Annotated in this window: 18 protein-coding genes and 1 riboswitch; of the genes, 11 read left to right on the forward strand and 7 right to left on the reverse strand. The window is 72.1% G+C overall.

The window, feature by feature from the left end; genetic code table 11:
* Positions 1-77: 77 nt before the first annotated feature.
* The 3 genes from OG210_RS27805 (at position 78) to OG210_RS27815 (ending at position 3,514) form a co-directional block, all read left to right on the forward strand.
* Positions 78-1,544, forward strand: a complete 1,467-nt coding sequence (locus OG210_RS27805) for an RsmB/NOP family class I SAM-dependent RNA methyltransferase (RefSeq protein ID WP_371539193.1) — start codon at positions 78-80, stop codon at positions 1,542-1,544.
* A 143-nt stretch (positions 1,545-1,687) separates the two neighbouring features.
* Positions 1,688-2,374 (forward strand): ribulose-phosphate 3-epimerase, encoded by a 687-nt coding sequence (gene rpe, locus OG210_RS27810; protein ID WP_328324639.1) that lies wholly within the window; start codon positions 1,688-1,690, stop codon positions 2,372-2,374.
* 123 nt (positions 2,375-2,497) lie between these two features.
* Positions 2,498-3,514 carry a sugar-binding domain-containing protein gene (locus OG210_RS27815; protein ID WP_328335337.1) on the forward strand — a complete coding sequence of 339 codons (1,017 nt, stop codon included), beginning with the start codon at positions 2,498-2,500 and terminating at the stop codon, positions 3,512-3,514.
* Positions 3,515-3,609: 95 nt separating this feature from the next.
* Here the strand turns inward: OG210_RS27815 and OG210_RS27820 are convergent, their stop codons facing one another.
* Both OG210_RS27820 and OG210_RS27825 read right to left on the reverse strand, forming a co-directional pair.
* The gene (locus OG210_RS27820) at positions 3,610-4,983 is read right to left on the reverse strand and encodes a deoxyribodipyrimidine photo-lyase (RefSeq protein ID WP_371539196.1); all 1,374 of its coding nucleotides are present in this window, start codon (positions 4,981-4,983) and stop codon (positions 3,610-3,612) included.
* A 72-nt stretch (positions 4,984-5,055) separates the two neighbouring features.
* Entirely contained in the window at positions 5,056-6,582 is a 1,527-nt protein-coding gene (locus OG210_RS27825; RefSeq protein WP_371539199.1) for an SDR family oxidoreductase, read from the reverse strand.
* A gap of 151 nt (positions 6,583-6,733) precedes the next feature.
* Between OG210_RS27825 and OG210_RS27830 the strand changes: the two genes are divergently transcribed.
* The 3 genes from OG210_RS27830 to OG210_RS27840 all read left to right on the forward strand — a co-directional run bounded on the left by OG210_RS27830 (position 6,734) and on the right by OG210_RS27840 (position 10,788).
* On the forward strand, positions 6,734-7,978 hold the full coding sequence (locus OG210_RS27830) for an NAD(P)/FAD-dependent oxidoreductase (protein WP_328324634.1): 1,245 nt from the start codon (positions 6,734-6,736) through the stop codon (positions 7,976-7,978).
* A 227-nt stretch (positions 7,979-8,205) separates the two neighbouring features.
* Entirely contained in the window at positions 8,206-9,651 is a 1,446-nt protein-coding gene (locus OG210_RS27835) for a GuaB1 family IMP dehydrogenase-related protein (protein WP_371539202.1), read from the forward strand.
* A 267-nt stretch (positions 9,652-9,918) separates the two neighbouring features.
* Positions 9,919-10,788 (forward strand): RNA polymerase sigma factor SigF, encoded by an 870-nt coding sequence (locus OG210_RS27840; RefSeq protein ID WP_371540512.1) that lies wholly within the window; start codon positions 9,919-9,921, stop codon positions 10,786-10,788.
* A gap of 88 nt (positions 10,789-10,876) precedes the next feature.
* On the opposite strand, the gene OG210_RS27845 is transcribed toward OG210_RS27840, so the two are convergent.
* A complete protein-coding gene (locus OG210_RS27845) occupies positions 10,877-11,236 on the reverse strand; it encodes an ATP-binding protein (protein ID WP_328324630.1) in 360 nt (119 codons plus the stop codon).
* Positions 11,237-11,594: 358 nt separating this feature from the next.
* Here OG210_RS27845 and OG210_RS27850 point away from each other — a divergent pair, with 358 nt between their 5' ends.
* Positions 11,595-12,392 carry a carbon-nitrogen hydrolase family protein gene (locus OG210_RS27850; protein ID WP_328324628.1) on the forward strand — a complete coding sequence of 266 codons (798 nt, stop codon included), beginning with the start codon at positions 11,595-11,597 and terminating at the stop codon, positions 12,390-12,392.
* A 103-nt stretch (positions 12,393-12,495) separates the two neighbouring features.
* A complete protein-coding gene (locus OG210_RS27855; RefSeq protein WP_328324626.1) occupies positions 12,496-14,205 on the forward strand; it encodes an NAD(P)/FAD-dependent oxidoreductase in 1,710 nt (569 codons plus the stop codon).
* A gap of 140 nt (positions 14,206-14,345) precedes the next feature.
* Here OG210_RS27855 and OG210_RS27860 read toward each other — a convergent pair whose 3' ends face one another.
* The 3 genes from OG210_RS27860 to OG210_RS27870 all read right to left on the reverse strand — a co-directional run bounded on the left by OG210_RS27860 (position 14,346) and on the right by OG210_RS27870 (position 17,540).
* A complete protein-coding gene (locus tag OG210_RS27860; protein WP_328324624.1) occupies positions 14,346-15,278 on the reverse strand; it encodes a TIGR03619 family F420-dependent LLM class oxidoreductase in 933 nt (310 codons plus the stop codon).
* 42 nt (positions 15,279-15,320) lie between these two features.
* On the reverse strand, positions 15,321-16,025 hold the full coding sequence (locus tag OG210_RS27865; RefSeq protein ID WP_328324622.1) for a DUF5995 family protein: 705 nt from the start codon (positions 16,023-16,025) through the stop codon (positions 15,321-15,323).
* Positions 16,026-16,106: 81 nt separating this feature from the next.
* Positions 16,107-17,540: a solute carrier family 23 protein gene (locus tag OG210_RS27870; protein WP_328324620.1), complete on the reverse strand. Its 1,434-nt coding sequence runs from the start codon at positions 17,538-17,540 to the stop codon at positions 16,107-16,109.
* Between the two features lie 291 nt (positions 17,541-17,831).
* Between OG210_RS27870 and OG210_RS27875 the strand changes: the two genes are divergently transcribed.
* Entirely contained in the window at positions 17,832-19,148 is a 1,317-nt protein-coding gene (locus tag OG210_RS27875; RefSeq protein ID WP_328324618.1) for an alginate lyase family protein, read from the forward strand.
* A gap of 98 nt (positions 19,149-19,246) precedes the next feature.
* Here OG210_RS27875 and OG210_RS27880 read toward each other — a convergent pair whose 3' ends face one another.
* The gene (locus OG210_RS27880) at positions 19,247-20,476 is read right to left on the reverse strand and encodes an MFS transporter (RefSeq protein WP_328324616.1); all 1,230 of its coding nucleotides are present in this window, start codon (positions 20,474-20,476) and stop codon (positions 19,247-19,249) included.
* A 128-nt stretch (positions 20,477-20,604) separates the two neighbouring features.
* On the opposite strand from OG210_RS27880, the gene OG210_RS27885 reads away from it, so the two are divergent.
* Together OG210_RS27885 and ribD are read left to right on the forward strand one after the other, a co-directional pair.
* On the forward strand, positions 20,605-21,780 hold the full coding sequence (locus OG210_RS27885; protein WP_328324615.1) for an ROK family transcriptional regulator: 1,176 nt from the start codon (positions 20,605-20,607) through the stop codon (positions 21,778-21,780).
* Between the two features lie 114 nt (positions 21,781-21,894).
* A riboswitch (FMN riboswitch) is annotated at positions 21,895-22,025 on the forward strand.
* 182 nt (positions 22,026-22,207) lie between these two features.
* Entirely contained in the window at positions 22,208-23,272 is a 1,065-nt protein-coding gene (gene ribD, locus OG210_RS27890) for a bifunctional diaminohydroxyphosphoribosylaminopyrimidine deaminase/5-amino-6-(5-phosphoribosylamino)uracil reductase RibD (protein WP_328335335.1), read from the forward strand.
* Positions 23,273-23,276: the final 4 nt, after the last annotated feature.

Raw genomic sequence — 23,276 nt, forward strand, 5'->3', positions numbered from 1 at the left:
CCCGGGTGACCGGCCCGCCGCGCCGGACGTACGCTGAGAGGGTTCGTCCCCCTCACCCTCAGCGGAGCACCTTTCACGTGACCGACCAGCCTCGCCGCCGTCCCGCCCAGCAGCCGGGACAGCAGCCGAAACAGCACTCGAAGCCCTACCGCCGCCCGCAGAAGGACCCGGTGCGGCTCCTCGCCTTCGAAGTGCTGCGGGCGGTCGACGACCGGGACGCGTACGCCAACCTCGTGCTGCCGCCCCTGTTGAAGAAGGCCCGCGAGAAGCCGGACTTCGACGGGCGGGACGCGGCGCTCGCCACCGAGCTGGTGTACGGGACGCTGCGCAGGCAGGGCACGTACGACGCGGTCATCTCGGCCTGTATCGACCGCCCGCTGCGGCAGGTCGATCCGCCGGTGCTCGACGTGCTGGCACTCGGCGCGCACCAGCTGCTCGGTACCCGTATCCCCACCCACGCCGCGGTCTCGGCGAGTGTGGAACTGGCCCGGGTCGTTCTCGGCGACGGGCGGGCCAAGTTCGTCAACGCCGTGCTGCGCAAGGTCGCGGCCGACGACCTCGACGGCTGGCTGGAGCGGGTGGCCCCGCCCTACGACGACGACGCGGAGGCCCATCTCGCCGTGGTGCACTCGCACCCCCGCTGGATCGTCTCCGCGCTGTGGGACTCGCTGGGCGGCGGTCGCGCCGGGATCGAGGACCTTCTCGAAGCGGACAACGAACGCCCCGAGGTGACCCTGGTCGCCCGGCCCGGCCGCTCCACCACCGACGAGCTGATCGAGACCGTCGGCGAGGACTCCGCGCTGCCCGGCCGCTGGTCGCCGTACGCCGTCCGGCTCGCGGAAGGCGGTGAGCCCGGTGCGATCGAAGCGGTGCGCGACGGGCGCGCCGGGGTCCAGGACGAAGGCAGCCAGCTCGTCGCCGCCGCCCTGGCGAACGCACCGCTGGAGGGCCGCGACGAGCGCTGGCTCGACGGCTGCGCGGGCCCCGGCGGCAAGGCCGCCCTGCTGGCCGCGCTCGCCGCGCAGCGCGGCGCCGCGCTGCTCGCAGCCGAGAAGCAGCCGCACCGGGCCCGGCTCGTGGAGCGGACGCTCGCGGGCAACCCGGGCCCATACCAGGTGATCGCCGCCGACGGCACCAGGCCGCCCTGGCTGCCCGGCTCCTTCGACCGGGTGCTGATGGACGTGCCCTGCACTGGGCTCGGAGCGCTGCGGCGCAGGCCCGAGGCCCGGTGGCGGCGGCGCCCCGAGGACCTGGAGGGATTCGCTCCGCTGCAGCGCGGGCTGCTCCGGGAGGCGCTGAGCGCGGTACGGGTCGGCGGTGTCGTCGGATACGCGACCTGCTCACCGCACCTCGCCGAGACGCGGATCGTGGTCGAGGACGTCCTGAAGGGCCGCGGCGGACAGCCCGTCGAGGCCGAGTGGATCGACGTCAGGCCGCTGATGCCGGGCGTCGCGGCGGTGGGCGAAGGACCCGACGTACAGCTGTGGCCGCACCTGCACGGCACCGACGCGATGTACCTCGCACTGCTGCGGCGCACCGCCTGACGGTGCGGACGGCGGCCCGGACGGAGCTCCGGGCCGCCGCGGGCACCGGCGAATGCGAGGTTTGCGCGGTGTGTGCGGATCCCTGACCCCCTCCGGTCCCTGCCGTGGCGGGCAACTGCGCCGGGGCATGGCAGGCTTGGGGCATGGCCGTGCAGATCAACCCCAGCATCCTGTCCGCCGACTTCTCCCGACTCGCGGAGGAGGCGAAGGCCGTCGAAGGTGCCGACTGGCTCCACGTCGACGTGATGGACAACCACTTCGTCCCCAATCTGACCCTCGGGGTCCCCGTGGTGGAAGCGCTCAGCCGGGCCACGGACACGCCGCTGGACTGCCACCTCATGATCGAGGACGCGGACCGCTGGGCGCCGCAGTACGTCGAGGCGGGCGCGGGCTCCGTCACCTTCCACGTGGAGGCCGCCGCCGCGCCCGTACGGCTCGCCCGCGAGATCAGGGCCAAGGGCGCACGCGCCTCCATGGCGCTGAAGCCCGCGACGCCCATCGAGCCCTACGAGGACCTGCTCCCCGAGCTCGACATGCTGCTGATCATGACGGTGGAGCCGGGCTTCGGCGGCCAGTCCTTCCTGGACATCATGCTGCCGAAGATCCGCCGCACCCGTGAGCTGATCTCCAAGCACGGACTCGAACTCTGGCTCCAGGTCGACGGAGGGGTGTCCGCGTCGACGATCGAGCGGTGCGCGGAGGCCGGCGCGGACGTCTTCGTCGCGGGCTCCGCGGTGTACGGCGCCGACGACCCGGCGGCGGCGGTCCGGATGCTCCGCCACCAGGCGCAGGAGACGTCGGCGACGGCGGCCTGGGCTTGCGGCCACTGAGCGGCCAGGAGATGAACGCGGCCTTTCGGGGCTGATCAAGTTGGGCCGGGTCTGACAGGATGGCGGGTCCGGGAGCGAAGAGCAGTAGCGAACAGCAGTAGTGAGGAGATCGCGGTGTCTGCAATGTCGGCGGGCAGATCAGCCCTGCGGATGGGACCCGCGGAGCTGGTGCAGGCGGCGGCCATGGCCCGTCGCTTCTACCTGGAGGGAAAGTCCAAGATCCAGATCGCCGAGGAGTTCGGCGTCAGCCGGTTCAAGGTCGCCCGGGTCCTGGAGACGGCGCTGGAGCGCGATCTCGTACGGATCGAGATCCGGGTCCCCGCGGAGCTGGACGCGGAGCGCTCCGACGCACTGCGCGCCCGGTACGGGCTGCGCCACGCGGTCGTCGTCGAGTCCCCGGCGGACGCGGCGGACGACGCCCCCGACCCGGAGAACCTGGGTGAGGTCGCCGCCGATCTGCTCGGCGAGCTGGTCACCGAGGGGGATGTGCTGGGCCTCGCCTGGGGGCGCTCCACCATCCACATGGCGGCGGCGCTCAATTCGCTCCCGCCGTGCACGGTGGTCCAGCTGACCGGTGTGTACGACGCGGGGACCGCCGAGCGCGGCTCCGTCGAGGCGGTACGGCGCGCCGCCCAGGTCTCCGGGGGAGAGGCGCACCCCATCTACGCCCCCATGCTGCTGCCGGACCCGGCCACCGCCGCCGCGCTGCGCAACCAGACAGGCATCGCGCGCGCCTTCGAGTACTTCGACAAGGTGACCGTGGCCGCGGTGTCCATCGGCTCCTGGGAGCCGGGCATCTCGACGGTCCACGACATGCTCAGCGACGCCGAGCGGGCGCACTACGCCTCGCTCGGGGTCGCCGCCGAGATGTCCGCGCACCTCTTCGACGCCGAGGGGCGGCGGGTCGGGCGCGACCTGGGCGAGCGGTGCATCACCGTCGAGGCCGACCGGCTGCGGCGCATCCCCGAGGTCGTGGCCATCGCGGGCGGCCAGCGCAAGGCGGCGGCGATCGGGGCCGTCCTGAAGTCGGGCCTCGTCACCAGCCTGGTCACCGACACGGCGGCCGCCGACTTCCTGCTGACGGAGACCGGGCCCGGACCGCGCCCGGCGCTGGACCGCGCGGACCCCGACGGGGTCTGACCCCGGACGGGAGCGGTGGCCGCCGGGGCCGGTTGAACGAACCCGCTGCCGGGTTCAGGTCCCGCGGCAGCCCGGTCAGGCCCGGTGAACCTCTGTCAGGCCCGGCCGCGGGCCTGCTTGAAGCGGGCCAGGCCGTCGGAGAGTTCGAGCAGGGGTCCGGGGTAGTCGTACGCGGCGCGCTCGGGCCCCCGGAGTTTCCACGGCTCGTGCACGGCCGCCCCCGGGAGACCGGCCAGCTCGGGCACCCAGCGGCGGACGTAATCCCCCTGCGGGTCGTACCGCTTGCCCTGGGTCACCGGGTTGAACACCCGGTTCGGCCTGCTGTCCGTGCCGGTGCCCGCCACCCACTGCCAGTTGAGCTGGTTGTCGGCGACATCGCCGTCCACCAGCAGCTCCAGGAAGTACCGGGCGCCGACCCGCCAGTCCACGTACAGCGTCTTGGCGAGGAAACTCGCGGTGAGCAGCCGCCCCCGGTTGTGCATCCAGCCCTCGTGCCGCAGCTGCCGCATGGCGGCGTCGACCACCGGATATCCGGTGCGTCCCTCCTTCCAGGCCGTGATCTCCCGCGCGGCGGACCGCTCGGAACGCCAGTGGTCGTGCTGCGAGCGGTAGTCGGCGGAAGCGGCCGCCGGGCGCGCGGCCAGCACCTGGTGGTGGAAGTCCCGCCAGCACAGCTGCCGTACGAACGCGTCGGCGCCCGCACCGCCCCTCCGGGACGCGCCGTGCACCAGCTCGACGGGGGAGAGGGTGCCGAAGTGCAGATGCGGCGAGAGCCGGGACGTCAGATCGCCCGGCAGGTCGTCGTGGTGGTCCTCGTACCCGGCGAGCCCGTTCCGCTGCCAGGCCGACCAGCGGGCGCGGCCCTCGCGCTCGCCGCCGGCGGCGAGCCCTTCCGAGACCCCGGACACGTCGGTCCGGGACGGCAGTCGGTCTGACCGGGCGGCCTCGGGCACCCGCACCGTGCGCGGCGCGCCCTGGACGGTGCGCTGCCGCTGCTCGGACCAGCGCCTGAAGTACGGGGTGAACACCGCGAAGTGGTCCGAGGACGCAGGGGTGACCGCACCAGGCGGCACCGCGGTGATCACCGCGTCATGGACGCGCAGACGCCTGCCGTCCGCCTCAAGCGCCGCGCGCAGCCGCTCCTCCCGATGCTGTGCGTACGCGCTGACCCCGGCCGCCATGTGCACCTCGGCGGCGCCCGTCTCCGCGGCCACCCGGCAGACCTCACCGGTCACGGCGCCCGACCGTACGACGAGCCGGCCGCCGCGCTCCCGCAGCCCCGCGTCGAGGCCGGCCAGGCAGTCGGCCAGGAACGCCTGCCGGTTGGGTGTGGCGAAGCCCGCCGACTCGATGGCCCGGTCGCGGACGAACAGCGGCACCACCTCGTCCGCCGAAGCGAGGGCCGCGCGCAGCGGCGGATTGTCGTGCAGCCGGAGGTCGGAGGTGAACAGGACGACCGACACGCTCATGTGCCACTCCTCGTCGTGGAATTCGTCCGGGCCGGGCCGGGTTGAGCCGGGCCGGGCCGGGCTCGTCGGGGTCTATCGGGGGACCGGCCGGCTCGCGCGGTCCGCCGCCCCGGCGATATTGCGGGCCATCCCACCGAAGACCACGGCATGGAAGGGCGCGACACTCCACCAGTACGCGTGTCCGAGCAGCCCCCGGGGGTGGAAGAGGGCGCGCTGCCGGTAGCGGGTGCGCCCGCGGGCGTCCTGGTCCACGGACATCTCCAGCCAGGCGAGCCCGGGCAGCCGCATCTCGGCCCGCAGCCGCAGCAGCCGGCCGGGTTCGATCGCCTCGACCCGCCAGAAGTCCAGAGAGTCGCCGACCCTGAGCCGCTGGGCGTCCCGCCGCCCGCGGCGCAGACCGACCCCGCCGGCCAGCCGGTCCAGCCAGCCGCGCACGGCCCAGGCGAGCGGGAAGGAGTACCAGCCGTTGTCGCCGCCGACGCCCTCGACGATCCGCCAGAGTGCCTCCGGCGGTGCGTCCATGGTGAGTTGGCGCCGGTCCGTGTAGAGACTGCCGCCCGCCCAGCCGGGGTCGGTGGGCAGCGGATCGCTCGGGGCGCCGGGCAGCGAGGCGGACGACCAGCGGGTGGTGACCTGGGCGTCCTGGACCCGCTGGAGCGCCAGTTGGAGCGCCCGGTCGAAGCTGAACGGCACACCGGGCCCGTCCGGCACATACCGCGCGATGTCGTGTTCGCCGCACACGACTTCGTAGCGCAGCGACTCGGCGAGCGGCCGGGCGAGCGAGCGCGGAACGGGGGTGACCAGGCCGATCCAGTGACTGGACAGGCGCGGCGAGAGCATCGGCACCGGCAGGATGAGCCGGTCCGGGAGACCGGCGACCGCGGCGAACCGGCGCATCATGTCGCGGTACGTCATGATGTCGGGGCCGCCGATGTCGAAGGCGCGGTGCACATCGCCCGGCATCAGGGCGCTGCCGACCAGATACCGCAGCACGTCCCGGACGGCGATCGGCTGGATCCGGGTGCTGACCCAGCTCGGCGTGACCATGACCGGCAGCCGCTCGGTGAGATACCGCAGCATCTCGAAGGACGCGGAACCGGAGCCGATGATGACCGCGGCGCGGAGCACGGTGGTCGGCACCCCCGATTGGAGGAGGATGCGGCCGACCTCGGCCCGTGAGCGCAGATGCGGTGAGAGCTCCTGCTCCGGTACGCCGTCGGGCGTGAGGCCGCCCAGATAGACGATGCGCCGGACCCCCGCGGCCCGGGCCTGCTCGCCGAAGATCCTGGCCGCGCTGCGGTCCGTCTCCTCGAAGCCGGAACCGGTGTTCAGCGCGTGCACCAGGTAGTACGCGACGTCGATGCCCCGCATGGACGCGGCCACCGACGCGGCATCGGTGACATCGCCCCGAACGGCCTCCGCCCGTCCGGCCCAGGAGTGGTCCCGCAGTCTCTCCGGGTTCCTGGCCAGACAGCGGACGCGGTGGCCGGCGTCGAGAAGCTCGGGCACCAGCCGGCCGCCGATGTAGCCCGTCGCCCCGGTGACCAGGCAGTGCAGTGCGGGTGAGCCGGGGGTGGGTGCCGCTTCGCCGTCGCTCATGGAGGCCTCCGAGCCGTGTCGGTTTCATGCTCTTTTGTGTCGCTCTCTTCCTCTACTGTCCCTGCTTCTTCCCGGCAGGGGCGTCCGGCGAGAGAAATACGCCCCGAGGACGTCTACTGAGAAGTCCGGACGAGCGAAGGGTCGACACCCCATGACGGACCACCGGGGCCGCCGCCGCGATGTCATCGTGATCGGCGCCGGTCTTGCCGGCCTCGCCTGTGCCGCCGATCTGTGCCGGGAGGGCCTGTCCGTGAGCCTGCTGGAGGCATCGGACACGCCCGGCGGCAGAATGCGCACGGACCGGCACGAGGGATTCCTCCTCGACCGGGGCTTCCAGGTCTTCAACACGTCGTACCCCCAGGTCAAACAGCGGATGTGGCTCCGCGGGCTACGGCTGCGCCCCTTCACGCCCGGAGCGCTGGTGCACACGCCGTCGGGGCGGCTGCGGTTCAGCGACCCGACCAGGCGGCCCGGCGTGGCGGTGGATCTGCTGTCACTGCGGCCGGTCGCGGGCCGCCGCGACCTCCTGGCGCTCGGGCTGCTCTCCGCGCGCGATCTGTTCGGCCCGGTCAGCGCGGTGAAGCGCTCGGCGGACCGTACGACCCGGACAGCCCTCGCCGACGCCAGGATCTCCGAGGAACTGATCGACGTGTTCTTCCGGCCCTTCCTCTCCGGTGTCTTCCTGGAGGACAGCCTCGAAACCTCGTCGCGCTTCTTCCATCTGCTCTGGCGCAGCATGCTCCGGGGCACCCAGTGCCTGCCCGCGGCCGGGATCGGCGCCGTACCGGCTCAGCTCGCGGGCGCGCTGCCGCCAGGGGTGCTGAGCCTCGGCACCCCGGTGCGGGCGCTCACGGACGAGGGCGTCGAGCTGCTCGACGGCACCGAGCTGCGCGCTCCCCGTGTGGTGGTCGCGACCGGGGCGGACACGGCGGCCCGGCTGCTGCCCGGCCTCGTCGTACCGGACACCCGCACCGTCACGACCTACTACCACGCGGCCCCGCAGCCGCCGCTGCACGAGCCGACCCTGCTGGTCGACAGCGCGCGGCGCTTCCTCAACACCTGCGTGCCGAGCGAGGTCGCCCCCACCTACGCCCCGGCCGACCGCTCCCTGATCGCCACATCGGTCCTCGGCCCCGGCGGGCCGGGGGAGGAGGAGGAGCTGCGCGGCGTGCTCGACGAGGTGTACCGCACCGACACGTCGTCCTGGGAACTCCTCGCCCGGTACACGGTGGAGGGCGCCCTGCCCGCCATGACGGCGCCATGGCCGCTGAGCCGCACGACACGGGTGTCCCCCGGGCGCCATGTGTGCGGAGACCACCGCGCCACCGGGTCCGTGCAGGGCGCGCTCGCCTCCGGGGCGCGTGCCGCGCGGGAGGTGCTGGAGGACCGGAGCTGATCCCACGCACCGGTCCGGGCCCCGCACCGGCGCCGCCCCGGCCGGTTCGGCTGAACCTACAAGCCGCTCCACCCTGTCCCTGGTGGAAGCCACAGAAGAGGGGGCGCGCATTCGCCAGCCAGGGTCCCATCGGCGATGATGGCCTAGGAGCCGCAGCCTGATCCTGTGCCGGACGGCGCTGACTTCCCGCCCGCCCATTCTGTATAACCGCAGGTGAGAGAGTTAGTATGCGTTTCCTCAATGACCTGAAGCCGCCGTACGACCTGACGTACGACGATGTGTTCATGGTGCCGAGCCATTCCGCTGTCGGCTCCCGTCAGGGCGTCGACCTGTCCGCCCCTGACGGCACCGGCACCACCATCCCGCTCGTCGTCGCGAACATGACGGCCATCGCGGGCCGCCGGATGGCCGAGACCGTCGCCCGGCGCGGCGGCCTGGTCGTCATCCCGCAGGACATTCCGATCGAGGTCGTCACCGACGTCATCTCCTGGGTGAAGACGCGTCACCTCGTGCTGGACACGCCCATCGTGCTCGCCCCGACGCAGACCGTCGCCGACGCGCTGTCCCTGCTGCCCAAGCGCGCCCACAACGCGGGTGTCGTGGTGGACGAGGACAGCCGGCCGGTCGGTGTCGTGACCGACGAGGACCTGGCGGGCGTCGACCGCTTCACCCAGCTGTCCGAAGTCATGTCGTCCAAGGACCTGGTGCTCCTCGACGCGGACATCGACCCGCGTGAGGCGTTCAACCGGCTCGACGGTGCCAACCGCCGCTACGCCCCCGCCGTCGACACGGACGGCAGGCTGGTCGGCATCCTGACCCGCAGGGGCGCCCTGCGCGCCACTCTCTACACCCCGGCCGTCGACGCACAGGGCAGGCTGCGCATCGCCGCCGCCGTCGGTATCAACGGCGATGTCGCGGGCAAGGCCAAGCAGTTGCTCGACGCCGGTGCCGACACGATCGTCGTGGACACCGCGCACGGCCACCAGGAGTCGATGATCGCCGCGGTCAGGGCGGTGCGGGCACTCGACCCGCGGGTGCCGATCGTCGCGGGCAACATCGTGGCCGCCGAGGGCGTACGCGATCTCATCGAGGCCGGCGCCGACATCATCAAGGTCGGCGTGGGCCCCGGCGCCATGTGCACCACCCGGATGATGACGGGCGTGGGCCGCCCGCAGTTCTCCGCCGTACTCGAATGCGCCACGGAGGCACGGAAGTTCGGCAAGCACGTCTGGGCCGACGGCGGGGTCAGGCACCCGCGTGACGTGGCGATGGCGCTGGCCGCCGGTGCGTCGAACGTCATGATCGGCTCCTGGTTCGCCGGGACGTACGAGTCCCCGGGCGACCTCCAGCAGGCTGTTGACGGCCGCTGGTACAAGGAGTCGTTCGGGATGGCGTCGGCCCGCGCCGTCCGCAACCGTACGAGCGAGGAGTCGGCCTACGACCGTGCCCGCAAGGGCCTGTTCGAGGAGGGCATCTCCACCTCGCGGATGTTCCTCGACCCGGCCCGCCCGGGTGTCGAGGACCTGATCGACTCGATCATCGCGGGCGTCCGCTCCTCCTGCACCTACGCCGGTGCCAACACCCTGGACGAGTTCGCCGAGAAGGCGATCGTCGGGGTGCAGAGCGCCGCCGGATACGCCGAGGGCAAGCCGCTGCACGCCAGCTGGGGCTGACCGTACCGACGCCGGAGCCGGCCCCCTTCGCACGCGCGGGGGCCGGCTCCGGCGTTTCCGTGCTCCGCCCGTCTGCGTGCTCCGCCGCGCCTCTCGTATCCCCCGTGCTTCCTCTCGTATCTCCCGTCGCGCTGGTGTCCCGGTCCCCGGCCGGGTGCCGGTCGCCGACAGCGCAATGGCCGGATTCCCGCGTATGGAGTGCCCCGTACCGGGTAGCCGGGAACTGCGGAAGCTGCCGGAGAACGAGAGAGGGAGTCCACCGTGCCCCTGGCGACCACAGTCCCGGCCGGACCCGCCCCGCACCTCGGCCACCCGCCCGGCCGGACTCCGGGACAACTCCCGTACGTGGAATGCCCGTCGAAGGTCGCGTCGTGCGAGGCGCGGGAACTCTCCCGGCTCTTCTTCGTCACCCTCGACACCGCCGAGGAGGGCACACACGAGCACCAGTACGCGCGCAACACCCTGATCGAGCTGAACCTCTCGCTGGTCAGGTTCGCGGCCACCCGCTTCCGCAGCCGCTCGGACCAGATGGAGGACATCGTCCAGGTCGGCACCATCGGGCTGATCAAGGCGATCGACCGGTTCGAGCTCTCCCGCGAGGTGGAGTTCGCGACGTTCGCGATGCCCTGCATCATCGGCGAGATCAAGCGCTTCTTCCGCGACACCAGCTGGTCCGTCCATGTTCCCCGGCGCCTCCAGGAACTGCGGATCACGCTGGCCAAGGCGTCCGACGAGCTGTACCAGACCCTGGACCGTTCCCCGACGCCCGCCGAACTGGCCGGGCACCTCGGGATGGACGCGGACGAGGTCGTCGAAGGCCTGGTCGCGGCCAACGGATACACCGCCGGTTCCATCGACTCCACCGTCGAGGACGGCGCGGACAGCGGCGCCAGGACCCTGGCCGACCGGCTCGGCGAACCCGACAGGGGCCTGGACCGCGTCGAGAACCTCACCGTGCTGAAACCGCTCATAGCCCGGCTCGGCACCAGGGACCGGCGCATTCTGCGGATGCGGTACGGCGACGAGCTGACCCAGTCGCAGATCGGAGCCGAACTGGGCGTCTCCCAGATGCATGTGTCCCGGCTGCTGGCGCGGATCACCGCACAGCTGCGGACGGAGCTGCTCGGACCGGAGTGACCACCAGGAGCGGGGGAAGCCGGGGTGAGTCCGGCACCTCGGCCGCACAACGTCCCGCAGGTCTGTCCCGGCCGATGGCAGATCTGTCTCAGCCGACCGCGGGCCCGGCCGGCGGATGCGACCAGATCGCCCGGACCGTCTTGCCGGACGGGCGAGGGCTGATCTCGACCCGCCCGGCAAGACGCAGCACCATGTGCCACCCGAACCCGCCGCCTCCCGTGAAGTCGGGCTCACGGGCGACGGGGTGCGCCGGACTGTCGTCGTCCATCTCCACCATCAGCACGCCGGGCTCGGCGCTCAGCCGCAGGTGCCACCAGCCCGCGGTGTGACGCGCGGCGTTGGCGACGAGTTCGCTGATCACGAGCAGCACAGCGTCGGCATCGGCCCAGGGGCAGTTCTGGGACAGAAATCGGCTGGCGGCATCGCGGGCCGTGGCACTGTCTGCCAACGGCGAATCCATGACAACCACGGGCGGCTCCTCAGTCCTCACGCTCGCTTACCCCGCCTGCGCCAGTCCATCACTCCGGAGTTCCGGGTTCGCCCCCAGCGGAATCGGATGCGCCGCGGAGCCCTGACCTGCTGCACCGGTGGCCGCTGGGTACGACCCAGCCGCGACCGCCGCCGTGCACTGTCCCCCGCCCTCCGGAGGCCCGCATCACGGGCACGCAACAGATCGCCGTCAGTGGGCATCCGGACGCAACGAATCGTACGCGGATGCGCAATGGACGCGCCTTGTCCGTACGGAGCCGCTGAACGTACCGTCGGTCTGTCCCCAGAATCCCCTTCTGTACCGTCCGAGGTCTGCCATGCCGCCGCTGCGCACCGCCCTGCTCCAGAGTTCCGGCCGTCCCGGCGACGTGGCGGGGAACCTCACCGCCCTGGACGAGGCGGCGGGCCGCGCCGTGGCCTCCGGCGCCGGACTTCTGGTCTGCCCCGAGCTCTTCCTGACCGGGTACGCGATCGGTGACGACGTGCCCCGGCTGGCCGAGCCCGCCGACGGTGCGAGCACGCGGGCCGTCGCGGACATCGCGGTACGCCACGGGATCGCGGTGCTCTACGGCTATCCCGAACGCCACGGCGAGCAGATTCACAACGCGGCCCAGCTGATCGGCGCCGACGGCCACCGCCTGGCCAACTACCGCAAGACCCATCTCTTCGGCTGCTTCGAGCAGAAGTGGTTCACACCGGGGGACACCCCCGTCGTCCAGGCGGAGCTGTCCGGGCTCCGGATCGGGATCATGATCTGCTACGACGTGGAGTTCCCGGAGAACGTCCGGGCGCACGCACTCGCCGGTACCGATCTGCTGCTGGTCCCCACCGCGCAGATGCACCCCTTCCAGTTCGTCGCCGAGTCCCTGGTGCCGGTCCGCGCCTTCGAGAACCAGCTGTACATCGCGTACGTCAACCGCACAGGCCCCGAGGGCGACTTCGAGTTCGTCGGACTCAGCTGCCTGGCGGGCCCCGACGGGACCGTACGCGCCCGTGCCGGACGCGGCACGGAGCTGATCACCGGCGACGCCGACCCCGCGCTGCTACGCGCCTCGCGCGAGAACAACCCGTATCTCCGCGACCGCCGCCCGGACCTCTACCACTCGCTGGTCTGAGCCCCGCCCGGCCCGCCCCCCCTCACTGCAGTACTTCAGTACTTCAGAACTTCGGCTGCTTCAGCCGCCTCCGCGACTCTTCCGTGCAAGGAGCCCGTACCCCATGACGTCCACGGTGCCCAACCCCGCCGTTCAGCACGCCGACGGCCAGCCGCCGATCACCATGTTCGGACCGGACTTCCCCTACGCCTACGACGACTTCCTCGCGCACCCGGCGGGCCTCGGCCAGATACCCGCCACCGCGCTCGGCACCGAGGTCGCCGTCATCGGCGGCGGGCTCTCGGGGATCATCACCGCGTACGAGCTGATGAAGATGGGCCTCAAGCCGGTGGTGTACGAGGCGGACCGGATCGGCGGGCGGCTGCGCACCGTGGGCTTCGACGGCTGCGACCCGTCGCTCACCGCCGAACTGGGAGCCATGCGCTTCCCGCCGTCGTCCACGGCGCTCCAGCACTACATCGACCTGGTGGGTCTTGAGACGAAGTCCTTCCCCAACCCGCTGGCCCCCGGCACCCCTTCGACGGTGGTCGATCTCAAGGGCGAGTCGCACTACGCCACATCCGTGGACGACCTTCCGCAGGTCTACCGCGATGTGATGCACGCCTGGAACGCCTGTCTGGAGGAGGGCGCAGACTTCTCCGACATGAACCGCGCCCTGCGCGAGCGCGACGTACCGCGGATCCGGGAGATCTGGGCGCGGCTCGTCGAGCAGCTGGACGACCAGACGTTCTACGGTTTCCTCTGCGGGTCGGAGGCGTTCTCCTCGTTCCGGCACCGGGAGATCTTCGGCCAGGTCGGCTTCGGGACGGGCGGCTGGGACACCGACTTCCCCAACTCCATCCTGGAGATCCTCCGGGTCGTCTACACCGAGGCGGACGACCACCACCGCGGGATCGTCGGGGGCTCGCAGCAACTGCCGCTGCGGCTCTGGGAGCGCGAACCGCAGAAGACCGTCCACTGGCCCTCCGGCACCTCGCTCGCGTCGCTGCACGGCGGGGAGCCCCGCCCGGCGGTGACCCGGCTGCACCGCACAGCGGGCAACCGCATCACCGTCACCGACGCGTCCGGCGACATACGCACCTACCCGGCCGCGGTCTTCACCGCACAGTCCTGGATGCTGCTCTCCAAGATCGACTGCGACGACGCGCTCTTCCCCATCGACCACTGGACGGCGATGGAGCGCACCCACTACATGGAGTCGTCCAAGCTGTTCGTCCCGGTGGACCGGCCCTTCTGGCTCGACGAGGCGCTGGACGACAACGGGAACCCGACCGGCCGCGACACCATGTCGATGACACTCACCGACCGGATGACGCGCGGCACCTATCTGCTGGACGACGGCCCGGACCGGCCCGCCACGATCTGCCTCTCGTACACCTGGTGCGACGACAGCCTGAAGTGGCTGCCGCTCTCCGCGCACGAGCGGATGGAGGTCATGCTGAAGTCGCTCGGCGAGATCTACCCGAAGGTGGACATCCGCAAGCACATCATCGGCAACCCGGTCACCGTGTCCTGGGAGGACGAGCCCTACTTCATGGGCGCGTTCAAGGCCAACCTGCCGGGCCACTACCGCTACCAGCGGCGGCTGTTCACCCACTTCATGCAGGACCGGCTTCCCGAGGACCGGCGCGGGCTGTTCCTCGCGGGCGACGACATCTCCTGGACGGCCGGCTGGGCCGAGGGCGCCGTACAGACCGCGCTCAACGCGGTCTGGGGCGTCATGCACCACTTCGGCGGTACGACCGACGCGGCCAACCCCGGGCCCGGCGACCTGTACGACGAGATCGCGCCGGTCGAACTGCCCGAGGACTGAGCCCTCGGGGGAGAGAGTGCCACGGCGGTCCCCGCCGGAGCCCCCTGAGCCGCTTCCTGAGCTCCCCTGACCCGGGGATTCCGGGGAGACTCGGGGGGTGGCTGTGATCCGTCCGCCCGGGGCCGGTCAGCCGGGTCCGGTCAGATCCCGGCCGCGCGGGTCACCGCGTACACCTCGGCGGCCACATCGGTCAGTTCGTGCGCGTCACGCTTCGTGCTCTGGAGGTCGAGCAGGAACTCGGTGGCCACCCCGGTCTCCGCATGGGCCGCCAGATCCTCGACGATCTGCGCGGTGCTGCCCTGGAACGGCTTGCGGTCCTTGCCCTCGTACGGCTTCGCGCTGTGCGTCGCGTTGACCCGGACCGTCGCGTTCAGCGGGCGCTCGCGTCCCCGTTCGCCCGCCAGATCCTGGATCTTCCGCCACTCATCGGCCAGGGCGCCGGGCCCCAGGGCGACCGGCATCCAGCCGTCCGCCCGGTCGACCAGCCGCCGGATCGCGCGCGGGCCGCCGGCCGGCAGCCGGACCGGGATCGGGCGGGCCGGTTTGGGGCCGACCACGGCGGGCGCGATGGTGGTGAACTCCCCTTCGTACGCCACTGGATCGGGGCCCCACACCGCGTCGAAGACATCGAGCAGTTCGTCCAGGAACGCGCCTCGCTTCGCGAACGGGGCCACGGCCGCCGCCGCGTACTCGTCGCTCGACCAGCCCGTCCCGATCCCGGCCACGACCCGGCCGCCGCTCGCCGCGTCGAGCGAGGCGAGGGAGCGGGCCAGCTGGAAGGGCACATGCAGCGGCGCCACCAGCACACTGGTGCCCAGCCGCGCCCGGCCGGTCGCCGCGGCGGCCAGTGTCAGGGTCACCAGGGGGTCGGCCACCGAGCGGTACTGCTCGGGCCAGGGCAGCCCCGGGATGCCGTACAGCCCCTGGGTCGCGGGCTCCGGGAAGAGGATCCGCTCGAAGACCCACAGCGACTCGAAACCGGTCTCCTCGGCCGCGCGCGCCACCGCCGGGACATCACGCCCGATGGCGTACTGCTTCATCTGAGGAAGGCCGAGACCGAGCGGGATCGCCATGGGTGTGCTCCTTCGTCGGGAGAGCCGCGCTGCCGGGTGGGGTCAGCGCAGGGGAGTGAGCAGATACCGGCCGACCAGGCCGGCACTCGCGTCCGTCCCCTCTCTGAACTCCTCAGCCAGTACAGGTAGTTCCCGCAGGCTCCAAAGGATCCGGGCGGCCGACCAGGCGGCGTCGCGTGCGCGCTCCAGACTCCACGAGCCGATCAGATGGGTGAGCGGGTCGATGATCTCCAGGAGGTCCGGCCCCGGCATCAGCTCCTCGCGGATCCGCTCCTCCAGCCGTTCGAGGATCTCGCCCACCCGGTGGAAGTCCCCTTCGAGCGCGGCGGGTTCGCAGTCGAGGAGACGGCAGGCGTCGATGACGGCGAGCGCCAGATCATGGCCGATATGCGCGTTGATGCCCGCGAGCGCGAACTGCAGCGGCCGTACGCCGGGATGATGGCGGTACTGGAAGAGCGGCCGCCAGCAGGCGGGCGGTCGGTGACCGCCGGCCACCGCGTCGACCGCGGCCAGATAGCGCTCCGCGAACACCACGTCGAGCGCCGTGGCGCGGTGCGGATCGGGGAACTGCCGTCCCTCGATGCGCTGTCCGACCTCTTCGGTGACCGTCAGATAGATGTTGTTGAAGACCGCCACCCCGTCCGTGGCCGGCCACGACGAGCGCAGGGCCCGCATCCTGGCCGCCACCCCGTCGACCGAGTGCTGGGCGGGGACGGTCCGGGCCGCGCGCTGTTCCGTCTGTGTCATGAGGGGCAGCCTGGCAGCAGCGGGCCTCCGGACGGCGGCATCACGCCCGTACTTCCTCAGAACGGGCGAAGCGGAAAGACCCTAGGCGTCGTTGCCGGGCTCGCCGGGCTCCGGCCCGGTGCCGTCCTCCGTCTTCTCGTACGAGGAGGTGCCCGAGTCCAGCAGCGGCGTCTGCGACTTGAGGTGCGGCGGTGCCATGGCCCGCAGCGCGTGGTAGCCGGTGATGACCACGATGGTGCCGAGCGCGATCCCGCTGAGCTGGAAGTTGTTCGTGATCTTCAGTGAGACACCGCCGACACCGATGATGATGCCCGCGGCCGCCGGTACGAGATTCAGCGGATTGCGCAGATCCACCTTGCCGTTGATCCAGATCTGCGCGCCGAGCAGGCCGATCATGCCGTAGAGGATCACGGTGATCCCGCCGAGCACGCCGCCCGGGATCGCGGCCACGACGGCGCCGAACTTGGGGCAGAGGCCGAAGAGCAGGGCGAAGCAGGCGGCCGCCCAGTACGCGGCGGTGGAGTACACACGGGTCGCGGCCATCACGCCGATGTTCTCGGAGTACGTGGTGTTGGGGGGACCGCCCAGACCGGTGGAGAGCATGGAGGCGACACCGTCGGCGGCGATGGCGGTGCCCAGCTTGCCGTCCAGGTTCGAGCCGGTCATCTCACCGACGGCCTTGACGTGCCCGGCGTTCTCGGCGATCAGCGCGATGATGACGGGCAGCGCGACGAGGATCGCCGACCACTGGAAGCTCGGGGCGTGGAAGGACGGCAGCCCGACCCAGTCCGCGTGGCCCACGCCGGAGAGGTCGAGACGCCAGTGGTCGGTGACCTTGCCGGCCGAGTCGACCGAGTGGATCTTCCCGAAGACCTGGTCGGACAGCCAGGAGAGGCCGTATCCGAATACCAGCCCCAGGAAGATCGCGATCCGGGACCAGAAGCCGCGCAGGCAGACGACGGCGAGACCGGTGAAGAGCATCACCAGGAGCCCTGTCCACTGGTCCTGCGGCCAGTACGTGGACGCCGTCACCGGCGCCAGGTTGAAGCCGATCAGCATGACGACCGCACCGGTGACCACCGGCGGCATCGCGGCATGGATGATCCGCGCGCCGAACCGCTGGACGGCGAGACCCGCCGCGAAGAGGACGGCACCGACGACGAAGACCGCACCGGTGACGGTGGCGCTGCTGCCTCCGGTGGCCCGGATGGTCGCCGCGACTCCCACGAACGAGAGCGAACAGCCCAGATAGCTGGGGACCCGGCCGCGGGTGGCGAGCAGGAAGATCATGGTCGCGACACCGGACATCATGATCGCGAGATTCGGGTCGAGCCCCATCAGGACGGGCGCCACGAACGACGCACCGAACATCGCCACGACATGCTGTGCGCCGAGTCCGGCGGTGCGCGGCCAGGTCAGCCGTTCGTCGGGCCGTACGACCGCCCCCGGAGCGGGTGTCTTCCCGTCCCCGTGCAAGGTCCAGCGCACGCCCAGGCCGCCCATGATCGCTCCCATTCGTTCAGTTCTCTGCTGATTCTCTGTCTCGCCTGGCAGCTGATCGTGCACTTCGCGGCAGAAATGGCCAGAGCAATGTTAATCCGGCCCCCGGTCCTCCCTTTACCGCCGGGAATGAGGCTCCGGTCACCGCCGGGAAAGGGGCTCCGGTCCGCCCTGTTCGGTCCGGAGCCTTGTCGGTCCGGAGCCTTGTCGGTCCGGGGCATTGCCACGCGGGGCGGGCGCCTCTACGCTCACGACGGTTTCGTTCATGAACGCTGTTCATATACGTGACGTGTGATGGGAGTTTTGATGGAACTGTCCGACGCGGGCGTCACCACGAGCCGAAGGCCCCGAAGGCGCCTGGGCGCCCTGATCACCGCCGCGGTCACGCTGGCCGCCGTGCTCGTCCCGGCCGCCTCATCGGCCGCGGTCCCCCACCACAGCCCCGCACCGAAGGTCCCCAGGACCTCCGTGATGGACGGCCGGCGGCTCCAGCAGGCCAAGATCCGCCTCGACCACGGCGACCCCGCGCTCCGGAAATCGGTCAAGGAGCTGACCGCGACGGCGGACAGCTGGCTCGGCCAGGGGCCGTGGACGGTCACCGACAAACCGAAGCCCGCACCCGGCGGCGACCCGCACGACTATCTGAGCCAGGCCCCGTACTGGTGGCCGTCCCAGCCGAAGACCGCCGACAACCCGTGGGGCTGCCCGTACGTCCAGCGCGACGGCGAACGCAACCCCGAGGTCGACACCGGCACCGACCGGCCCGACCTCGGCAAGGTCTTCAACTCCGTCACCAGCCTCAGCCTCGCCTGGTACTACACCGGCCGTAAGGAGTACGCCGAGCACGCCGCCGAGATCCTGCGCACCTGGTTCGTCGACCCCGCGACCCGGATGAACCCGAACCTCGACCACGGGCAGTTCATCCCCTGCAAGTACGACGGCCGGGCCATCGGCATCATCGACTTCTCCCAGCAGTACACCAGCGTCCTCGACGCCATCGCGGTCCTCGACACCGGCGCCCCGGGCTGGACCGCGGGCGACCGGACCGGGATGAGCAGCTGGAACAAGGACTTCCTCGGCTGGCTCACCGGCTCGGACTTCGGCAAGGAGGAGTCGGCGGCCGAGAACAACCACGGCACCTTCATGGACATGCAGGTCGCGGGGCTCGCCCTGGCCACCGGCGACCGGGCGCTGGCCCGCAGGACCGTCCTGGACGCCCGGCACCAGCGGATCGACGCCCAGATCGCGGCCGACGGAACCCAGCCGCAGGAACTCGCGCGGACCCGCAGCTGGCACTACTCGACCTTCGACCTGGTGGCCTACACGCGGCTCGCGGCCATCGGGCAGCATGTCGGAGTGGATCTCTGGGACTACCGGGGGCCGCAGGGGCAGACCCTGTTCAAGGCGGTCGATCTGCTGCTTCCCGCCGCCACCGGGACGTCCGCCTGGCCGTACCCGGAGCTGGACTTCCAGCGGTACGCGGCGAGCGACATCGTGCACGCCGCCGCCGACGCCGGTGACGCCAAGGCCAGGGCGGCCCTCCCGCACCTCCAGACCCCGCCCGGCGGCGACCTGTGGGCACTGCGGCCCGCCGCCGAACAACTGGACTCGATCGCGGGCTGAACCCACGGGCCGGTTCGATGAGTTGAACGCTCAGGCCGAGTCCACGGGCTGAACCCTTGGGCTCGGCCGGTGCGTTCAGTACGGCCCCTTCGTCCGGGTCAGGCCGGGCCCGCGGCGCCGGGGTCGCGGGCCCCCTGCTCCGCCCCGGCCGTCCCGGCCGCCACCACCCGGTTCGCCGAGCGCAGCACACCCGCGGCAAGCACCAGGCCGAACGCCAGCACGGTCACCAGGATGAAGGAGCCCACCAGCGAGGTCGCGTTGGCGATCCCGCCGATCGCCGACGGTGCGATGAGCCCCGAGGTGTACGTGATGGTGGCGACGCCCGCGATGGCCTGGCTGGGATGGGGGCCGCTCCGCCCGGCCGCCGCGAAGGCCAGCGGGACGACCACCGCGACCCCGAGACCGATCAGCGCGAAACCGCCCATCGCCACCCAGGGGATGGGAGCCAGTACCACCAGCAGCCCGCCCAGCGTGGCCAGGACCCCGCCCGTGCGGACCGTACGTACCGCGCCGAAGCGGTCGACCACCCGGTCCCCGGCAAGTCTGGCCACCGCCATGGTGAGCGTGAAGGCGGTGGTGGACCCGGCGGCGACGCCCGCCGATGTGTCCAGCGTGTCCCGCAGGAAGACCGCCGACCAGTCGAGGCTCGCGCCCTCGGCGAAGACCGCGCAGAAGCCGACAGCGCCGATGACCAGCGCGAACCTGGGCGGCAGCGCGAAGCGCGGCGGCGGTGTGTCGTGCGCGGTGCTCCGCAGGTCGAGTACCCCCTGGCAGGCGGCGAGCCCCAGCACGGTGAGGGCTGCGGCGGCGATGCAGTGGTGGAGCCGGGCATCGCTGCCCAGATGGGCGGCGACCGTGCCCGCGGCCGACCCGATCAGGGCACCCGCGCTCCACATGCCGTGCAGCCCGGACATGATGGACCGGCCGAGCCGGTTCTCCGTCTCGACCCCCAGCGCGTTCATCGCCACGTCCGCCATGCCCGCGGCGGCGCCGTAGAAGAAGAGCACGGCGCAGAGCGTGACCAGGTTCGGTGCGAACGCGGGCAGCGCCAGTGCCAGCGTCCACAGCGCGAGCAGTCCGCGCAGCGCGTTGCGGGCCCCGAACCGGTGGGTGACCGCACCCGAGACCGGCATCAGCAGCGACGATCCGATCGCGGGAAAGGCCAGTGCGAGGCCGAGCTGTCCCGCGCTCAGCCCGGCGTGCTCCTGGATCCAGGGGACGCGGGTCGCGAAGCTGCCGGTCACCGCGCCATGCACGCAGAACACGGCAGCCAGGGCGTACCGCGCCCGCTTCACTCTCCGCAGGCCGAAGCCCGCCTCGCCGGTCATGCGCCCTCCCCGAGCGTCGTATCGCTGTCCCGTACCCCTGATGCGGCTCCCGGTACCACTGGGTGCCTGGGCCGGTCGTAAACTATCAGGCAACCTGCCTGATAAATAGATCTGGAAGGATCCCGGCCATGCCCGCATCCTCGATCACCGCCCGGGCCGTCAACGACCGCATCGCCCTTGGTCTGCTCCAGGAAGAGGGCCCGTTGACGGCCGGGCAGCTCAAGACGCTCACCGGGCTCTCCCGGCCGAGCGTCGCCGACCTGGTGGAGCGGCTGCAGGCGGCCGGGCTGGTCTCCGTCGTCGGCGAGGCGGGCGCGGAGCGGCGCGGTCCGAACGCCCGGCTGTACGGGATCGTCGCCGACCGGGCGCACCTCGCGGCCCTGGACGTACGGACCGGAAGCGTCGCCGTGGTCGTCACCGACCTGCTCGGCGCCGTACTCGCCGAGGCCACGCTGCCCGTCGGCGACGGCGCGGGACCCGGCCCCGCCGACGCCGTGGAGGAGGCGGCCGCCCTGCTGGAGCGCACCGTGCGGCAGGCCGGCGCCGCCCGGCTGCACAGCGTCGGGATCGGGGCCCCGGGCCTCATCGACCCGGCCACCGGTGAACTCCGCGACTCCAGCGGCCTGCCCGCCTGGCACCGCAGCCTGGTCGGCGCGCTCCAGGAACGGCTGCCCGCCACGGTCCTGGTCGAGAACGAGACCAACCTCGCCGCACTCGCCGAGCAGCGGACCGGCGCCGCCCGCGGGCTCGGCACCTTCGTCCTGCTCTGGCTCGGCCACGGCGTCGGCGCCGCCCTCGTCCTCGAAGGGAAACTGCGCCGGGGCGTGTCGGGCGGCGCGGGGGAGATCGGTTTCCTCCCGGTGCCCGGCAGAGGGCTCCCGTCGGCCACCGACTGCGGAGACGGGTTCCACGGTCTGGCCGGCAGCGCCGCGATCTGCGCGCTCGCCGACCGGCACGCCGTCACGGCGGTGCCGGAGGGACGGGAACCCGCGGCGGCCGCCGCCGTACGGGCCGCTCCGTCGGCGGGCCGGCGCGGCGAGGACTTCCTGGAGGAGCTGGCCGCACACATCGCCCTCGGTGCCGCAGCCGTCGTGGCCGTGGTCGACCCCGGCTGTGTGGTGCTGGGCGGCGAGATCGGCCACGCTGGAGGTGCGGACCTCGCGGCCCGGGTGGAACGGCACCTGGCCGCCCTCTCCCCGCTCCGTACCGAAGTGCGCGCGGGGACGCTCGGCGGCGCGGCGGTGCTGCACGGCGCACTGCTGACCGCGCGGGACGCGGCGCAGGACGATCTGTTCGGCGGCTGACCGGCCGCCCGGCACGGACTGTGACCGGACCGTCGCAGTACCTGTGAGCCAGGCCACATGAGGTCGCCCGCATGGCCGACGGCCGGACGTGGCAGACTTGCCCTGTACCAGCAGCAGCGCACTCCGGGGTCGGTGTAATTCCGAACCGGCGGTTATAGTCCGCGACCCGTCCGCATCCAGTGGGCGGTTGACCAGGTGTAATTCCTGGACCGACGGTGAAAGTCCGGATGGGAGGCAGTGCGCGGCGGGCCGTATTGGTACGCCGTAACCGGTGGTGTGTCGTCCCGACACAACCGTCCTCCGGCCCCGGCGTTCCTGTGTGGTCCCGCTCTCTGTCGTCATCGACAGGCCCCGGAGTCCGTGCCCGAAGAGGCAGGAGGACCCGGTGGCCACCGCAGCCGTTCCGTCGCCGCAGGCGGTCGACGCCATGCGCCGAGCCATCGCGCTCGCAGCGCGCGGACTCGGATCCACCAGCCCCAACCCCGCCGTCGGGTGCGTCATCCTCGACGCGTCGGGCGAGCCGGCGGGCGAAGGCTTCCACCAGCGGGCCGGCGGTCCGCACGCCGAGGTCAACGCACTCGCGGCGGCAGGTGACCGAGCGCGCGGCGGCACCGCGTACGTCACGCTCGAACCCTGCAACCACACCGGCCGCACCGGCCCCTGCGCCCAGGCGCTCATCGACGCCGGTGTCGCCCGCGTGGTGTACGCGGTCGGAGACCCCAACCCGCAGGCCACCGGCGGCGCGGACACCCTGCGCGCGGCCGGGACCGCGGTGACGGCGGGCGTGCTCGCCGATGAGGCCGAAGCGGGCAACGCCGCCTGGCTCACCTCGGTGCGCCTCGGCCGCCCCCATGTGACCTGGAAGTACGCGGCGACGCTCGACGGCCGTATCGCGGCCGCCGACCGGACGAGCCGCTGGATCACATCGGCCGAGTCCCGCGCCGACGTCCACCGGCTGCGCGCCGAGTCCGACGCGGTCCTCGTCGGCTCGGGAACCCTGCGCACCGACGACCCGCACCTCGCCGTCCGCGGTATCGAGGGCGCCACCCAGCCGCTGCGGGTGGTCCTGGACACCCACGCCCGCTCCCTCACCCCCACCGCCCGGGTCCTGGACGACGCGGCACCGACGCTGGTCGTCGTCGGCCGGGGCGTCGCCGCGCCCCCGCTCCCCGGAACAGGCGGCGCCGAGGTGGCGCAACTGCCGTACGACGGGGCGGGTATCGCCGTCGACGCCCTGCTCGCCGAGCTGTACGGGCGCGGTGTCCGCTCCGTACTCCTCGAAGGGGGACCGACGCTGGCCGGCTCCTTCGTCGCGGCGGGCGCCGTCGACCGGGTCGTCGGCTATCTCGCCCCCGTCCTCCTCGGCGCGGGCCCCGCGGCCCTCGCCGACGCCGGAATCACCACCATCACCGAAGCGTTGCGACTCGACGTCACCGAGACCGTCCGCATCGGCCCCGATCTGCGGATCACCGCCACCCCGAAGGAGCGCTGAGCGC

This window comes from Streptomyces sp. NBC_00466 (assembly GCF_041433995.1).
In the GTDB taxonomy this organism is placed as follows: domain Bacteria; phylum Actinomycetota; class Actinomycetes; order Streptomycetales; family Streptomycetaceae; genus Streptomyces.

Excerpts from the sequence above, each read along its gene's own strand:
- rpe (WP_328324639.1), top strand. The coding sequence starts at position 1,688 with ATGGCCGTGCAGATCAACCCCAGCATCCTGTCCGCCGACTTCTCCCGA.
- OG210_RS27815 (WP_328335337.1), top strand. The coding sequence starts at position 2,498 with ATGTCGGCGGGCAGATCAGCCCTGCGGATGGGACCCGCGGAGCTGGTG.
- OG210_RS27820 (WP_371539196.1), bottom strand. The coding sequence starts at position 4,983 with ATGAGCGTGTCGGTCGTCCTGTTCACCTCCGACCTCCGGCTGCACGAC.
- OG210_RS27825 (WP_371539199.1), bottom strand. The coding sequence starts at position 6,582 with ATGAGCGACGGCGAAGCGGCACCCACCCCCGGCTCACCCGCACTGCAC.
- OG210_RS27830 (WP_328324634.1), top strand. The coding sequence starts at position 6,734 with ATGACGGACCACCGGGGCCGCCGCCGCGATGTCATCGTGATCGGCGCC.
- OG210_RS27835 (WP_371539202.1), top strand. The coding sequence starts at position 8,206 with ATGCGTTTCCTCAATGACCTGAAGCCGCCGTACGACCTGACGTACGAC.
- OG210_RS27850 (WP_328324628.1), top strand. The coding sequence starts at position 11,595 with ATGCCGCCGCTGCGCACCGCCCTGCTCCAGAGTTCCGGCCGTCCCGGC.
- OG210_RS27855 (WP_328324626.1), top strand. The coding sequence starts at position 12,496 with ATGACGTCCACGGTGCCCAACCCCGCCGTTCAGCACGCCGACGGCCAG.
- OG210_RS27860 (WP_328324624.1), bottom strand. The coding sequence starts at position 15,278 with ATGGCGATCCCGCTCGGTCTCGGCCTTCCTCAGATGAAGCAGTACGCC.
- OG210_RS27865 (WP_328324622.1), bottom strand. The coding sequence starts at position 16,025 with ATGACACAGACGGAACAGCGCGCGGCCCGGACCGTCCCCGCCCAGCAC.
- OG210_RS27870 (WP_328324620.1), bottom strand. The coding sequence starts at position 17,540 with ATGGGAGCGATCATGGGCGGCCTGGGCGTGCGCTGGACCTTGCACGGG.
- OG210_RS27875 (WP_328324618.1), top strand. The coding sequence starts at position 17,832 with ATGGAACTGTCCGACGCGGGCGTCACCACGAGCCGAAGGCCCCGAAGG.
- OG210_RS27880 (WP_328324616.1), bottom strand. The coding sequence starts at position 20,476 with ATGACCGGCGAGGCGGGCTTCGGCCTGCGGAGAGTGAAGCGGGCGCGG.
- OG210_RS27885 (WP_328324615.1), top strand. The coding sequence starts at position 20,605 with ATGCCCGCATCCTCGATCACCGCCCGGGCCGTCAACGACCGCATCGCC.
- ribD (WP_328335335.1), top strand. The coding sequence starts at position 22,208 with ATGCGCCGAGCCATCGCGCTCGCAGCGCGCGGACTCGGATCCACCAGC.